General features: G+C 64.5%; 12 protein-coding genes and 1 tRNA gene. 8 read left to right on the top strand and 5 right to left on the bottom strand.

From position 1 onward, the window contains the following. Window positions 1-440: 440 nt before the first annotated feature. On the top strand, window positions 441-2,702 hold the full coding sequence (locus tag Q0925_RS09425; protein WP_299334624.1) for a PAS domain S-box protein: 2,262 nt from the start codon (window positions 441-443) through the stop codon (window positions 2,700-2,702). 135 nt (window positions 2,703-2,837) lie between these two features. Here the strand turns inward: Q0925_RS09425 and Q0925_RS09420 are convergent, their stop codons facing one another. Together Q0925_RS09420 and Q0925_RS09415 are read right to left on the bottom strand one after the other, a co-directional pair. Beyond that, entirely contained in the window at window positions 2,838-3,860 is a 1,023-nt protein-coding gene (locus Q0925_RS09420; RefSeq protein ID WP_299334622.1) for a hypothetical protein, read from the bottom strand. A 273-nt stretch (window positions 3,861-4,133) separates the two neighbouring features. Then, window positions 4,134-4,206 (bottom strand) — tRNA-Gln (locus tag Q0925_RS09415). Window positions 4,207-4,397: 191 nt separating this feature from the next. Here Q0925_RS09415 and Q0925_RS09410 point away from each other — a divergent pair. From Q0925_RS09410 to Q0925_RS09400, 3 genes are all read left to right on the top strand, one after another. Beyond that, complete coding sequence (locus tag Q0925_RS09410) at window positions 4,398-4,976, top strand: IMP cyclohydrolase (RefSeq protein WP_299334620.1); 579 nt, start codon at window positions 4,398-4,400, stop codon at window positions 4,974-4,976. A gap of 293 nt (window positions 4,977-5,269) precedes the next feature. Next, a complete protein-coding gene (locus Q0925_RS09405; protein WP_299334618.1) occupies window positions 5,270-5,398 on the top strand; it encodes a hypothetical protein in 129 nt (42 codons plus the stop codon). Window positions 5,399-5,423: 25 nt separating this feature from the next. Beyond that, window positions 5,424-6,101, top strand: coding sequence for a metallophosphoesterase family protein (locus Q0925_RS09400; RefSeq protein ID WP_299334616.1), 678 nt, complete (start codon window positions 5,424-5,426; stop codon window positions 6,099-6,101). A gap of 9 nt (window positions 6,102-6,110) precedes the next feature. Here Q0925_RS09400 and Q0925_RS09395 read toward each other — a convergent pair whose 3' ends face one another. After that, window positions 6,111-7,292 (bottom strand): aspartate kinase, encoded by a 1,182-nt coding sequence (locus Q0925_RS09395; protein ID WP_299334614.1) that lies wholly within the window; start codon window positions 7,290-7,292, stop codon window positions 6,111-6,113. Window positions 7,293-7,441: 149 nt separating this feature from the next. Between Q0925_RS09395 and fdhF the strand changes: the two genes are divergently transcribed. Together fdhF and Q0925_RS09385 are read left to right on the top strand one after the other, a co-directional pair. Then, entirely contained in the window at window positions 7,442-9,532 is a 2,091-nt protein-coding gene (gene fdhF, locus Q0925_RS09390) for a formate dehydrogenase subunit alpha (RefSeq protein WP_299334612.1), read from the top strand. 76 nt (window positions 9,533-9,608) lie between these two features. Beyond that, window positions 9,609-10,046, top strand: coding sequence for a hypothetical protein (locus Q0925_RS09385; RefSeq protein WP_299334609.1), 438 nt, complete (start codon window positions 9,609-9,611; stop codon window positions 10,044-10,046). A 23-nt stretch (window positions 10,047-10,069) separates the two neighbouring features. Here Q0925_RS09385 and Q0925_RS09380 read toward each other — a convergent pair whose 3' ends face one another. Continuing rightward, on the bottom strand, window positions 10,070-11,638 hold the full coding sequence (locus Q0925_RS09380; RefSeq protein ID WP_299334606.1) for a DNA-directed DNA polymerase II small subunit: 1,569 nt from the start codon (window positions 11,636-11,638) through the stop codon (window positions 10,070-10,072). A gap of 79 nt (window positions 11,639-11,717) precedes the next feature. Between Q0925_RS09380 and Q0925_RS09375 the strand changes: the two genes are divergently transcribed. Further along, on the top strand, window positions 11,718-12,602 hold the full coding sequence (locus Q0925_RS09375; protein ID WP_299334604.1) for a S26 family signal peptidase: 885 nt from the start codon (window positions 11,718-11,720) through the stop codon (window positions 12,600-12,602). Window positions 12,603-12,611: 9 nt separating this feature from the next. Here Q0925_RS09375 and Q0925_RS09370 read toward each other — a convergent pair whose 3' ends face one another. Continuing rightward, complete coding sequence (locus Q0925_RS09370) at window positions 12,612-14,138, bottom strand: Cdc6/Cdc18 family protein (RefSeq protein ID WP_299334602.1); 1,527 nt, start codon at window positions 14,136-14,138, stop codon at window positions 12,612-12,614. 679 nt (window positions 14,139-14,817) lie between these two features. Between Q0925_RS09370 and Q0925_RS09365 the strand changes: the two genes are divergently transcribed. Beyond that, the gene (locus Q0925_RS09365) at window positions 14,818-15,459 is read left to right on the top strand and encodes an Era-like GTP-binding protein (protein ID WP_299334600.1); all 642 of its coding nucleotides are present in this window, start codon (window positions 14,818-14,820) and stop codon (window positions 15,457-15,459) included.

The raw sequence follows: 15,459 nt of genomic DNA, 5'->3' as shown, positions 1-15,459 counted from the left end.
ACCATATGTGCGGGCGAGGAGGATACGTTTTGTCCGCGGTGGGCCGTCGGTCCGATCGGCAGGACCGGGCCGGGACGACCCGCGGACGCACGATGTCGCGTGACCGACCGGCCCACCGCGCCGGAGTCCCCCGCCGAAACTGTGTTACTCACACTCTCAGTACAGATTTATCGGCGTATTGTCTAAATAACGGACAAATCCGAACGGGCCCGCCCCGACCGATCCGTCCACATCGGCTCCCGAACCCGGGGATCGGTGGGATCGAGACGGGTCCACACTTGACACCATACCATGACAGCCACACACACGAGCCGCGTCCCCCGGAGCGGGGGTCCGACCGCACCGTCCGTCAACCATCGGAGGAGCGTCGGCTCGGCCGCGGAGCCACCCGTCCCCGGCGGCCGCCGTCTCGTCGTCACGAACCCGTCCGGAGGGATCCGATGAGATCACTGTCGGCCGAACCGAGCGGGCACTCCGGACCGGCCCGCGTTCTCCACGTCGACGACGACGGCGAGCACGCCGAACTGGTGGCGACCTTTCTCGAACGTGAGGACGACCGTCTCGCCGTCGAGACGGCGATCAGTGCCGCCGAGGGGTTGGACCGACTCGCCGACGGCCGGTTCGACTGCGTCGTGTCCGACTACGAGATGCCGGAACAGAACGGGATCGGGTTTCTCGAAGCCGTCCGCGAGTCCCACTCGGAAATCCCCTTTATTCTCTACACCGGAAAGGGGAGCGAGGCGGTCGCCAGCGAGGCCATTTCCGCGGGTGTCACCGATTACCTCCAGAAGGATGGGGGTACCGAACAGTACGCCGTTCTCGCGAACAGGATCCGGAACGCCGTCGACCGGCACCGCGCCGAACGGGCCAGCCGCCGGCAGCGGCGGGCGATCGAAACCACTCAGGACGGGATCAGCCTCCTCGACGATGACGGGGTCTTCATATACGTCAACGAGGCGTACGCGGACCTCTACGGGTACGACCCCGACGAGATGATCGGCGAGAAATGGGAGTTGGTGTACCCCGAGGAGGAGGTGTCGTTCGTTCGCGGGACGATTCTGCCGACGGTCACCGCGGAGGGATCGTGGCACGGGGAAACGACCGGTCTTCGCGCGGACGGTAGCGTTTTTCCGGAGGAACACGTCGTCTCGCAGGCGGATGCGGGGACGATCGTTTGTACGGTCCGTGACCGATCCGAGCGCGAGGAGTGGCAGGCCGACGTCGCTCGGTTCCGGACGCTCGTCGAGCGACTCAACGACCCCGTCTACGTCGTCGACGAGGACGGACGGTTCGAGTACGTCAACGACACCTTCGTCGATCGGTTCGGATACGAACGGTCGGAGGTTCTCGGATCGACGCCTGATCTCGTCGAGGCCGGCGACGGGACGACGAGAACGAAACACCGGCTTGGTCGACTCCGCTCCGACGACGGCCCGGAACAGGTCCGCCTCGAGGTCGAGATTCAGCCGAAGGTGGGCGATCCCGTTCTGTGTGAGGATCACGTGGGCGTTCTGTCGGACGACGGCGAGACGTTCGACGGACTGGTCGGTATCCTCCGGGATATCACCGACCGCAAGGAGTACGAGGAGCGACTCCACGAGGAACGGGCCTTTATCGAGCAGTGTCTCGACGCACTCGATGATGTCTTCTACGTGTTCGACCGGGACGGCACGCTCCGCCGCTGGAACGACCGTCTCGGGGAGGTGACCGGCTACACCGACGACGAAATCGCGTCGATGACGGCGACGGACTTCATTCCGGAAGACCACGTTCCGAAGGTCACGGAAGCGATCGAGACGGTCTTTACCGAGGGGCGGGCAACGGTGCAGGCGGAGTATCTGACGGCGGACGGCGAGCGGATCCCACACGAGTTCACCGGCTACCGGCTGACGGATTCCGAAGGGGACGTGTTGGGGTTTGCCGGCATCGGTCGGGATCTGCGACGACAACGCGAGTACGAACGCCAGTTGGAACAGCGCAACGAGCGGTTGGAGGAGTTCGCCAGCATCGTCAGTCACGACCTTCGGAACCCGTTGAACGTGGCCGGCGGCCACCTCGAACTGGCACGGGCGGAACACGACAGCCGCCACCTCGAATCGGTCGCCGAGGCTCACACCCGGATCGAGGAGTTGATCGAGGAGTTGCTAACGCTTGCCCGTGAGGGTACCATCGCACTCGATCTCGAGGCGGTATCGCTAACCGACATCGCGCGTGCGAGTTGGGGGACGGTCGAGACGGACGCCGCGACCCTCTCGACCGATGGCTCGGTGACGATCCGAGCGGACGAGAGCCGGGTCAGACAACTGCTGGAGAACCTGTTTCGCAACAGTGTCGAACACAGTGCCGCTACCGGTCGACCGGGGGTCGACGACGGCGGAGAACACGGCGTCATCGAGAGCGAAGCGTCGTCGGGCAACGACAACGGCAACGGCGACGGCGACGGCGTGACGGTGCGGGTCGGGAGCCTAAACGGGAGCGACGGGTTTTATATCGCCGACGACGGCCCCGGCATCCCCGAAGCCGAGCGTGCCAATGTGTTCGAGAGCGGCGTCACGACCAGTGACGAAGGGATCGGTGTGGGGTTGAGCATCGTCAAGCGGGTCGCCGACGCCCACGGCTGGGACGTTCGCGTGACCGAGAGTTCGGACGGCGGTGCCCGGTTCGAACTCACCGGCGTCGAGGTGGTCGATCGGAGGGAGTGACGGACACGTCATGGAACGGGTGTCGAGAGGGCAGGTCTGACACGACCTCCACAGGTCAGCCGGCGAATCGCGGAGCGAACGCGCCGAACGTGTCGCCGCAGCGACACCGTGGGCGAAACCGTAAACAGGGACCGCTCAGTCGTCGAACGCGAAGACGGCGCTGAAGTGGTTGACGTGCCAAGGTCCGGGATAGACACCCCACGTCTGGTCGTCGTAGTGATAGGCGCCGACGAGGTGGATTTCGTCCTCCGCCCGGAGGTCGTTGTCGATCCGGATGAGTCGGTTCTCGTCCTGGTCGTAGTCCGTGGCCTCGCCAACGAACGGGACGGGGCCGTCGGAGACGGGGTCGTCGATACCGTCGCCCTCGATCGGGGTGAACCCCGGCACACCGGACAGTTCCCCGCCCTCTGTGAAGACGTGGATGTCGCCGTCTCCGGTTTCATCGACGGTGAAGTCGTTCTCGGAGTCGCCGTCGTCACCGAACTTCTGACCTAGGTTGTGGAAGCCGACCAAGCCGTTGCCTCTGGGCGTGACGAAGGGGTCGTCCGGGCCGAGGTCGCTGTCCTCGCTGAGCGCGGCGAACTTGACCACCCAGATCGTGTACCGGCCGTTCGGGATGCCGTCCTCAACGCTGATGTTGACCCGGGTCCCGGTGTCGTCGTTCGCGCCGTTGCCGTTCCCGGCCGCGGGCTTGACGCCGCCGACGGTCGCCCGCCCGCCGACGGCGCTGTACTCGCCCCAGGTGATCGGCTTCCACGGCGCTTTGTACCCCTCTTTCTCGCGGTCGTATCCCGCCGGCGGGCGGACGATCTGGTGTTTGCCGTCGTTGAGCGACCTGAACAGTTTCGAGTCGTACTCCTCGTCCGCGTCGATGATCTCGTTCAACGGGATCGAGACCGGACCCGGATCGAACAACACCGTGTCGTCGTCGAACGGCGGGGTCTCGCTTCTCGCGTTCGTAATAAAGTTCGGGTTGGGCAAGACGTCGATGTCCGCCTCGGACGGCGTACCGTTGCCGTTCCCGCCCGGATCGGCCGCCGCAGGCACGCTCGACAGCCCGGCGAACCCGGCGGCACCGACCAACTTGAGCGCCCGTCGGCGCGATACGTTGTCGAGGACCGGTTGTGTGTCTGCGTCGAGTGGTGACTCATCAGTCATATTGACATTCTGACCTCATTCTGTCCGGGTATCGGGAGTTATTAAATCCACCTCACCTGTGCGTGAAACCTGGACGACCGGGCGTCGGTCCAAGCGTCCGCTGTGTATCTCCACTGGACATCTGTGAGAAACGCGGCACAACCGGATCGGACGAACGTCCGGCGTGAGTTCACGTGGCCGGCCCCGACGAACGTCGGTGACGCGGCCACGGAAACGGAAACCACCCGGTCCGGCCGCGGTCCGTGCTTCGAGGGGTCCAGACCGGTAGGAAAGTAGTCCATCCTGGATTCGAACCAGGGTCGAAGCCCCCAGAAGGCTTCAGGATTGGCCACTACCCCAATGGACTGCCGTGACTTTCCGGACGCCGTGTCCGTGTTGTCACCCGGTTATAACCACGAAACCCATATGAGTGTTGCGAAGTTCGTGCAGTGTCTCCCGACGACCGTCGGTCGGACAGGGGGGTGGTCTCCGCCGTGGCCCCGCGATTCCGGTTCCAAACCGACACCTACATTCGGCGTCCGACACGTGGGCCGAGGTATGTACGTCGGACGGTTCGTGGTCGTCGGTCCCGGAATCGGTGCGTATCGTGTCTCCTCCAGATCGTTCCCGAACCGCCACATCGTCGACCGCTCGGGTACCCTGACCGTCGCGCCGACGCCGGACGCACCGGAGACGGACAACCCCTACATCGCCTACAACTGTGTTCGAGAAAGCCAAGGCCGGGCCGTTCTCGGTAACGGCTCCCACGTCGATCCGGTGGCCGAGAAACTGGACATGGGGTATCCGGCCCGGGACACGTTGGCGACGACGCTTCTCTCGCTCGATTACGAGAAAGACGACTACGACACGCCCCGGATCGCGGGCGTCGTCGGGGACGATACCGCCACCGTGGGGATCGTCCGCCGGGACGCCCTCGTCGTCGAACGGGTCGAGGAGCCGACGTTGGTCGCCACATACGAGGCGGACGATCCGCGTCCGTTCGACTTCGCGGCGACGGACGCGGCGGCCGCGGCCCGGGAAGCCTACGACCTCGAGTTCGAACACGCCGTCTGTGCGGCGGGGGTCGTCGTTGAGGGGGATGACGGCCCGACGACGAGCGTGGTCAACGAAGGGTAGCCGGAGCGGTCAAAGCGTTCGGAGCGTACGCGGCGACGGCGGACGTCGGGTACCGGACGAAACACGCCGAACGGCAGGCGGTCGGTGGCGGTGCCGACGCCGGGACCCAAAATACCCGACTGGATCGCACCGGCTACCGTTCCGTCGGTCACGGCCCACAGGAGCGTGAGCGTTCCGAGCGCGGCGGCAGACAATGGGTGGAGCCCGGAGCGACATCTGTCCGTGACAGCGGCAACACGGCGGCCATAAGCGCCGTGGGTGTTACGGGCCACCAGTCTGGAGACTGTGCGGCGATGGACATCACCGCCGCGGCCAAGAGGTTCGACCCGGCGACAAACAGGTTCTTTCGGGCGGGAGTATCCAACAAAAGGACAGGCAGTATTCGCGCGGCGGACAAGAATCCGGTGTACGGCAACGCCTAACCGACCGGGACCACAAACGACCGCCATGCGTCTGGGCGTCGTCTCCGACATCCACGGAAACCGGATCGCGCTCGAAGCCGTTCTCGACGACATGCCGAGTGTCGACCGACTGGTGTGTGCGGGCGACGTGGTGGGGTACAACCCGTGGCCGGCCGACTGTGTCGCCACCGTCCGGGAGCGGTCGGTCCCGACGGTGATGGGGAACCACGACCGGGCGGTCGCCCAGGACTCGGCGTTCCGGTTCAACGCGATGGCGAAAGCGGGTGTCGACCACGCCCGCGAGAGCCTCGACGACGACGCGCTGTCGTGGTTGGACGGCCTGCCGGAGGCGCGGACGGTCGCCGACGGGCGGGTGAAACTCGTCCACGGCCACCCCGAGGACCCGGACCGCTACACCTACCCCGAGGAGTTCTCGCCCCGGATGCTCGGCGATGAGGCACTGCTCGTCACGGGTCACACCCACGTTCAAGATCATCGTGTCTTCGACGAGGGGGTCGTCATGAACCCGGGGAGCGTCGGGCAGCCACGAGACGGCGACCCGCGGGCGGGGTACGCCGTGGTGAACCTGTCGGAAGGACAAGGGGGTGATGCGGTGACGGTCGAGGAGCGTCGCGTCGAGTACGACATCGACGCCGTTATCGAGGCGGTGGAGGCGGCGGGACTGCCGACGCGGATCGGGACGCGGCTGTTGAAAGGACAGTAAAAAGAGGTCTCAGATCGTCTGTTCCTGAACGATTTTGAGGGTGTTTTCGCGGTCCGCCCAGTGGACGAAGATGGCAACCGAGGTGGCGGAGGTGATGAGATCGTGGATGTTGATGCCAGCCTCGGACACCGGTTGGACGATATCGAGAATGATGCCCGGCCGGTTCGGGAGTTCACCACCGGTGACGCGGATGACGGCAAACCGGTTCTCGACGGTGACCGAGGAAAGCGTCTCGTCGTCGACGACCCGTTCGTGGAGAACGTACTCCGCGTCCTCGGAGAGGTCGTCGTTGACGTAGAAGGTGACCGAGTCCATCCCGCTGGCGACGGCGTCGATGTTGATGTCCTCGTCGCGGAGTGACTGTGCGAGGTCGGCGAGGATGCCCGGGCGGTTCCGGAGGGCACGCCCGGCGACGGTGATGCAGGCGAGCAGTTCGTCCTGCATGTCGATGAGATTCTGGAACTGCCCCTCGATACGGGTGCCGCCGGTCAGCAGGTCGCCGTGTTGGTAGTGGACGACACGGACGGTGAGGTCTTCGTCCTTGTATGAGAGGGCGCTGGGGGCGACGACCTCTGCGCCGCGAAAGGAGAGGTTCCGGAGTTCGTCGACGGTGATGTGGCCAACGTTGCGAGCGCCCTCGACGACCCGTGGGTCGCCGGTCATGACACCCTCGACGTCGGTGACGATAACAACCTCGTCGGCGTCCATGAACTTTCCGAGCATCACGGCGGTCGTGTCGCTCCCGCCGCGGCCGAGGGTGGTCACCTTGCCGTCGATGGTTTGTGCGAGAAAGCCGGTGATGACCGGAACGACGTCGTTTAGATCGGCGGCGAGGGTCCGGGCGCGTTTCAGCGTCTCCTCGGCGTCGACCTCGCCGAACTCGTCGGTGATGATCGGCCACGCCTCGGTTCCGGGTTCGACGAAGGTTGCGTTGACCCCACGGGCGGCAAGTGCCGCTTTGAGCATCCGGACGCTCGTCCGCTCACCCATGCTGACGATTTCGGCGCGGTCGTCGTCCTCGGCCTCGAACGTAATCTCCTCTATGAGTTCGTCGGTCGTCGACCCCATTGCACTGGCGACGATAGCGATCTCGTGACCTTCCTCCACCGCCCTCGCGACGGTGTCTGCGGCGCGTTCGATGCGGTTGCCGCTCCCGAGCGACGTGCCGCCAAACTTCGCCACTACACGCATCGTGGGTCCTCCACGGAATCAGACGGGTACCCAAACATGCCATGTGATAGCGGGGTGGACGGTTATAACTGTGTTCACTCGCTCCGGGGGGAGTGGCGGGCTGGTGCTTTTCCGTTTGTAGTTAGTAATATGACACTCTGGACTCGACAATGGACGACAGCCAAGAGACGACGAAGACGGTTTGCCCGTACTGTGGCGTCGGGTGTGGCATCGTGGTGACCGACGACATGCGGTTCGCGCCGTGGGGTGACGCACCGGTCAACGAGGGCCGGATCTGCATCAAGGGGGGCGCGGCGACGGAGGTGGTCGACCACGAGGACCGGCTGACCGAACCGATGGTTCGGGACGACGGTGACCTCCGCGAAGCGACGTGGGAGGAGGCATACGGCCGGATCGTCAATGAGATGGAACGGATCCGGGACGAACACGGGGCGGACGCGATGGGCTTCTACGGTTGTTCGAAGGCGATGAACGAGGAGAACTACCTCCTCCAGAAACTCGCGCGTCGGTACGGGACCAACAACGTCGACAACTGCACCCGGATGTGTCACGCGTCGACAGTGTACGCGCTCCGGCGGAGCCTCGGCGCCGGGGCGATGACCAACAGCATGGCCGACCTCGAAGAGTCGACGGACGTCCTCTGGATTCAGGGAGCCAACCCCGCCGAACAACACCCCATCGCCAACAGCGTCTATTTCCGGCAGGCGGTGCTGGAGGGCGCGACCGTCATCCAAGTCGACCCCCACGCCAACAAGACGACTCGGTCGTTCGACATCGAGGGAACCGACCGCCACATGCACCTCCAACTCGAACCCGGGACAGACATCCCCCTGCTCAACGTCGTCCTCAAGACGGTCCTCGAAAACGACTGGGTCGACGAGGAGTTCGTCGCCGAGCGCACGGAGGGCTTCGAGGACCTGAAAGCGACCCTCAAGGACTTCGACACGGAAGCGGCGGCCGAGGAGTGTGGCGTGCCTCTCGAAGATATCGAACGCGCCGCGGAGGCGTACGGGACCGCCGACGCCGCGGCCATCTTCACGGGGATGGGGATGAGCCAGCACGCCTGCGGGGTCGACAACACTCAAAACGAGATCAACCTCGCCCTGATCACGGGGAACTTGGGCCGACCGGGAACTGGCGTCAACCCCCTGCGCGGCCAGAACAACGTGCAGGGGACCTGCGACGTGGGCGCGATGCCGAACGTCCTCCCCGGCTACCAGCCCGTCGACGACGACGAGGCACGCGAGGCCGTCGAGGAGGTGTGGGGGTTCGAGGTCCCCGCCGAACCCGGCCTGACGAACATCGAACTCTCGCACGAGGCCGGGACGGGGATCCACGGCCTCTACGTCATGGGCGAGAATCCCGTGATGAGCGAACCGGACAGCAACGTCGTTGAGGAGCGACTGATCGATCTGGAGTTCGTCGTCGTACAGGACATCTTCCCGACGGGGACGGTGGAGTACGCCGACGTGGTCCTCCCCGCCACCTCGTGGGCCGAACGTGGCGGGACCGTCTCCAACACGGACCGTCGGGTCCAGCGGATGCGCGGCATCGACAAGGTCCACCCGAACACGAGACACGACCTCGACATCCTCGCCGACGTCGGGAGCCGGCTGTTCGACGAGAGTTCCTTCGATTTCGAGGGTCCCGAGGCGGTGTTCGAGGAACTCCGGGAGGTGTGTCCCATCTACCACGGGATGACCTACGACCTGCTCGGGGAGGAGGGGCTCCACTGGCCCTGTTACGAACCCGGCGATCAAGGGGATCCGTACCTCTACGCGGAGGCGTTCACCACGGAGAACGGCCTCGGCCGGATCGAGGGGGTCAGCCACCAGCCGCCGAGGGAAGTCCCCGACGAGGAGTACCCGCTGATCCTCACGACAGCCCGACTGATCGAACACTACAACACGGGGACGATGAGCAGGCGGTCGCCGACGCTGAACCGCCAGCATCCCGAGAACTTCGTCGACGTCCACCCAAACGACGCCGAGCGCTACGGCATTGCCGACGGCGACGACGTGACGCTCCGATCACGGCGCGGCGAGATAGACGTCGCGGCACAGGTGACCGACGACATCAAGGAGGGAACCGTCTGGACGACGGTCCACTTCTCGGCGTCGTCCGCCAACCGGCTCACCAACGACGTACTCGACGAACGCGCGAAGATCCCCGAGTACAAGGCGTCCGCCGCGGAGATCGACGTCGACGTCGAACCGGCGGCGTCGCCCGGCGACGATTGAGCGCCGTGGTCGGGGGACCGAGAACACGGGGTGACGACGGCGAGCGTTTAAGCGGTTGCCGTGAGAATGGATGAGTATGGACGTGCGTGACGCGGTCGAAGCCGACGCCGACGCTCTCTCGGCTATCGCGGACGTGCCCTCGGACGTGATTCGAAACCTGATCCACGACCGGACCGTTCGGGTCGCGGATCGGGACGAGACGGCCGCGGGACCGAACGCCGACACCGATGACGAGGGGCCGGACGTGGCTGGGTTCGTCAGTTTCGATGTGCGGGATCGGACGGTTCACGTGACACAGCTAGGTGGGACCGAGCGGGCGTGCGAGCAACTACTGACCGAACCCGTTCGCTTCGCCACCGCCGAGGGGATGACTGTCGAGTTGCTGACGGTGGAAAACGACGAGGTGACCCGCTCGGCCGCCACGGCGGCCGGGTTCGAACGCGACGGGACGGGGCCGGCGTTCGACGGAGAGGAGACGATCCGGTACTGTCTCGATCCGTCCGATCCGGCGTAGCAGAGGGTCGGATCGGTGGTGGCTCAGGCGAACTTCCGGACGGTCAGATCCAACGTGTCGAGGTCAACGATGGGTGCGAAGCCGGCATCGGGGTCGATGTTGACACTCTCTTGAAAGGCGGTCTGAGCCTGCCAGCAGCCGCTGTTGACCGCGAGAACGTTGTGGTACTTGCCGTATCCGAGTTTGTGGACGTGTCCGGTGTGAAACACGTCCGGAACCTCGCCGATGACGAGGTGGTCCTCCTCCTCGGGAGCCAGACGGTTCCGGCCGCCGTACTTCGGGGCGACGTGGCGCTTTTTCAACAGTTGGTACATTGCTTTGTGAGGGTCGTCATAACTCGCTTTTGCCGCCGGAAGCTCGGCGATCACCTCATCGAGCGAGACGCCGTGGTACATCAACACCGAGACGCCCTCGACGGTCACGGTAGCGGGGTTGCCGACGATCCGGGCGTCGTGGGCCGACATGATCTCCCGGAGTTCCTGATCGAAGGCGGGTTGGGGTTCGGCCAGTCTGACGGCGTCGTGGTTGCCCGGGATCATCACGATTTCGAGGTCCCCGGGCACGTCCTTCAGATGTTCCGAGAAGCGTTCGTACTGGTCGTAGATGTCGATGATGTCGAGTTCCTCGTCCTGACCGGGGTAGACGCCGACACCCTCGACCATGTCGCCCGCAAGCAGGAGGTACTCGACGGCCGCTGCTTCTTCGGTGTGGAGCCAATCCGCAAAGCGACCCCACGCATCGACCATGAACTCCTGACTACCGACGTGGACATCGGAGATGAGCGCCGCCTGGACGTGTCTGTCCGCGGTGGTCGGCCGGTTGGTTCGGGGGACATCGGGGAAGTGGAGTTCGTCGACAAAGACGATACCCGCGTCATCGGAGAGGGTTCCCTCGACGGCCAGACACTCGTCGAGCAGTATCTCCTCGACCACACCGGCGATATCGCGGTCCTTTGTGATCAGACACGGAAAGGTTCCGGTCGTGTCCTCGAGTTCGACGATCCAGTGCCCGTTCGCCGAGGACCGGACGTCGTCGACCAGGCCGATCAACGCCACGTCGGTCCCGCCGGTCATGTCCCCGACGGCCGACGTGGGGCGGTGGTTCACTCGGCCGCGAAGCTTCGCCGAGAGCGTCTCGTATCGGTCGCGAAAGACCGAGACGAAATCGGTGTACTCACCCGTTCCGGTGCTTTGCCCGGTGATGTCACCGGTGACGCCCACCGGCGGGGCGTCGGTGACACCCGACTCGTCCGGGGAACGGCCGGTCGAGGCCCCGGACGCAGACCCCTCCGTTTCAACTGGAACTCCGTCGCGTGAGTCGGCGGGGGAGGGGTCGGGGTCCGCAGTTGAAACGGAGGGGTCCGAACCAGGGGGGTCGTCCGAGGTGGCGGCGGTCTCGGTGGCGTCGTCGAGGATCGATCGAACGTGGACGGTGGTGAGGCGCAGGGCGTCGTCGGGGGCCGTCTCGACGGCGGCGTCGAGGGCGGCGACGGGGTCGGCCGCGTTCGCGAGGAGCGTCACGGCTTCCCGTTCGGCGTTGTAACCCCGACGGGCGAGTTCGCGGGCGATCCGGACCGGCGTCTCCGGTGGCACACCTGGGCCACGACCGGCGCGGTCAAAAGGATGCCGGAAGTCCAGAAGATTCAATTCCGTCGACGGTGAACAAAAACCGATGAGCGAGGACGACGACCTCCGGTCCCCCGGTAGATCCGGCCCAGTCGATGCCGATCGGTCACCCGACGACGTCCCCACGGACGACGACCGCCGTCGAACCGGTCGGACAGGACCGGTACATCAGTTGTTGACAGCCGAGAGCGGGGGGCTGTTGGTGCTCCGGGAGACGGCGGTAAGCGTCGGTGCCGTCGTCGGGGTTGGCCTCCTGTTGTTCGCGATCAGCGGTGTGTGGCCACCGATGGTGGCCGTCGAGAGCGGGAGCATGGAACCCCACATGCAGAAAGGGGATCTCGTGTTCATGACCGAACCCGGACGGTTCGCCGCCGACGCGGCCCACGAGGAAACAGGGGTGGTGACCCGCGAGACCGGGCGGACAGGGGACCACTGGAAGTTCGGCGCACCCGGGTCGGTGATCGTCTACGATAACCCCGGAAGCGCCGGCCCACCCGTGATCCACCGCGCGCAGTTCTGGGTCGAGGAGGGTGAAAACTGGTACGACCGGGCGAATCCGGAGTACGTCGCGGCAAGCGGCTGTGCGGAGATGCGCAACTGCCCGGCACCGAACGACGGGTTCGTGACGAAAGGCGACGCCAACGGACGGTACGACCAGGTGAACGGCATCAGCGGTCCGGTCAGGGCAGAGTGGGTCGTCGGGATCGCACGCGTCAGAGTTCCGTATCTCGGCTGGGTGCGGCTGAGTGTCTCGGCACTCGTTGCCGATTCGACCGGTGTCAGGGCGGCAACGACGGCGGGCGGGGGACCGGAAACGGGATCCACCGGGGACGGGTCGAACCCGTCCGTCGAGAGTGAATCGTGGACCGCGTCGGCCGGGAGAGGATGGGCGGGAGCGACGCCACCGGTCGGGGCGTCGCCGACCGCATAGCACGGCCGGTCAGTTGTCGAACCGCGCTTGGACGAACGGCTGTGCGTTCTCGATGTCGCCGAGGCGGGAGTCGGAAAGAAGAACCGCCTCGGTCTCGTCGACGGGGACCGAGAGGCTGATCTCCTTGGTGCGGCCGTACCGGCCCTTGCTTACGACGACAGCGTTGACGATGCCGAGCATGTCGAGTTCGGAGATGAGGTCGGTCACCCGGCGCTGGGTCAGTACGTCGGCGTCGATCTCCTCACAAAGGTGCTTGTAGATGTTGAACACCTCCCCGGTGTTGATGTTGTGGACGCCGTTTTTTTCGAGGAGAATAATCGCGAAGAGGACGATCTTCGACTGGGTCGGAAGGGTGCGTACCACCTCGACGACCCGATCGAGTTCGATCTTGTCTTGGGCCTGCCGAACGTGGCCCTCCTCGACCGTGTCGGCCTGTCCGCGTTCGGCGAGTTCACCCGCCGTCCGGAGGAGATCGAGGGCTCGGCGGGCGTCGCCGTGTTCTTGAGCGGCGAAGGCGGCACAGAGCGGAATAACGTCCTCGGTGAGCGCGCCGTGTTTGAACGCCACGTCCGCCCGGTGTTGGAGGATATCCCGGAGCTGGTTGGCGTCGTACGGCGGAAAGACGATTTCCTCCTCGCCCAAACTCGACTTGACTCGGGGGTCGAGAAAGTCGGTGAACTTCAGATCGTTCGAGATGCCCATGATCGAAATGCGGGAGTTCTCCAGTTCCGAGTTCATCCGCGAGAGGTTGTACAGCGTGTCGTCGCCCGATTTCTCGACGAGTTTGTCGATCTCGTCAAGCATGATGACGGCCACGCGCTCGTGGTAGTCGACGGCCTCGAAAAAGGAACTGTAAACGCGGTCGGTCGGCCACCCGGTCATCGGGACGGAGTCCATCGCCTCGCGATCCGTCTTTAGCGTCTCGATCCGGTCGTCGATGGCCGCCGTGGAGTCGAACGGTGACATATCGAGGGTGGCGTCACCGTCTGTGATCGCCGAGCGGCGGTCGGTCAGGTCGTCGACCCGTTTTGTGATGACCGCGCGGTTCTTTTCGATGAATTTGTTGGCGAGCTGGGCCAACACCCGGTACTGGGTGTCGGTCACCTCGCAGTTGATATACTCGACCTCACAAGGGACGTCGTACCTCTGGGAGGTTGACTCAAGTTCGTTGCTGACGAACTTCGCGCTTGCGGTTTTTCCCGTCCCTGTCTTTCCGTAGATAAGGATGTTGGACGGGGTGTCGCCCCGGAGCGCCGAAACGAGAATCGTCGCCATCCGGTTGATCTGCTCGTTGCGGTGAGGGAGTTCGCGTGGAGTGTACGAGGGCCGGAGCACCTCCTTGTTCTCGAAGATCGGTTCTCCGGAGAGCAGATCATCGAATAGACCCTGATTCTCCTCCTCGTCGTCAAGAACGTCGTTGATGTCGACATCGTGGGAGATATCGGCCGTTCGGTCACGGGCGGAGGCGTCGTGGAGGTTGTCCTCCTCGGAGTCGGAGGCGGGCCGGTCGTCCGGAGGCGTGTCGTTCGAGTCCATCTGGTGATACCCCGTCGTTTCGGGTGGAGGACGCGCCGGAGTTGAGAAAGCCCGGCCGAACCGGTTTGATGTCCGTCCGGACGCGTCCAAATGATCCAGACGAAACAGACGAACAGACGGTACAAAAAGTTTCCCCTCGGCCCGTCGCCTCAACGGTGTCGGACCGGATCTACACGGGTGAGAGGGGAGCAACCCCAAGACACCGGTTCCCATGGGTAGGTCGTGACACCGGTAGGACGGGGTTGCACGGAACACCCGACTCACCCCCCCACCCCTTCGTTTCAGGTGGAGCGTAGCGGAGAGGGGGTGGGGGGAGGGGAGGAGAAGCGGTAGTCCATAATATGGAAAATCTATAAGTACTACTCGCATAAACCATAGCCGCAGTATAACAATAAACATCTTTTCACCCTACATAATGTTCGTATACTATAAACTTCTCCGACGAGTCGGGCCGATTCGGCGTGTCGGTGGGGTGGCTGTGATCCGTTCCACCTGAAACGAAGGGGTGGGGGGCCTGTGCCGAGCGGTCACCTCGGGTCGTGACCGAAAGCCCGACGCCGTGGTTCGGCACCTACTGACAGGTCGGTTATGCTTGTCTGACGCACACTTAAGTGAACGGCGCAACCTTCATCCCGCATACGCCCTCTCGCGGTCGAAACGGGAGGTGCGGGAGGACAGGATGGGACTGCTCACAGGACTCAGAGACAGCATCACACGAGTGACGGATCGACTGTTCTCGGCCAGCGATCCCAAGCGAATCGGGATCTATGGACCGCCGAACGCCGGGAAAACAACGCTCGCGAACCGGGTTGCACGCGACTGGACGGGGGACGCCGTCGGCCCGGAGAGCCACGTTCCACACGAGACGCGTCGCGCCCGGCGGAAGGAGAACGTCGAGATCGAGCGCAACGGGAGCACCGTCACCATCGACATCGTGGACACACCCGGCGTGACAACGAAGGTCGACTACAAGGAGTTTCTCGAACACGACATCGACGAGGAGGACGCAGTCCGACGGTCGCGCGAGGCCACCGAGGGGGTTGCCGAGGCGATGCACTGGCTCCGAGAGGACGTCGACGGCGTGATCTACGTTCTCGACAGCACCGAAGACCCCTTCACTCAGGTCAATACGATGCTCATTGGCATCATCGAGAGCCAGGATCTCCCGGTGCTTATCTTCGCGAACAAAACCGATCTCAACGGCTCGAACGTCAAGCGGATCGGGGATGCTTTCCCCCAACACGAAACGGTGCCGCTGTCGGCGCTTGAGGGCGACAATATGGACGAAGTGTACGACAAGATCGCGGAGTACTTCGGGTGA

It is taken from the genome of Haloplanus sp. (genome assembly GCF_028275055.1).
GTDB lineage: Archaea > Halobacteriota > Halobacteria > Halobacteriales > Haloferacaceae > Haloplanus.
Note: the sequence above shows the minus strand (reverse complement) of the source record. Positions and strands in the feature narration are given on the sequence as shown.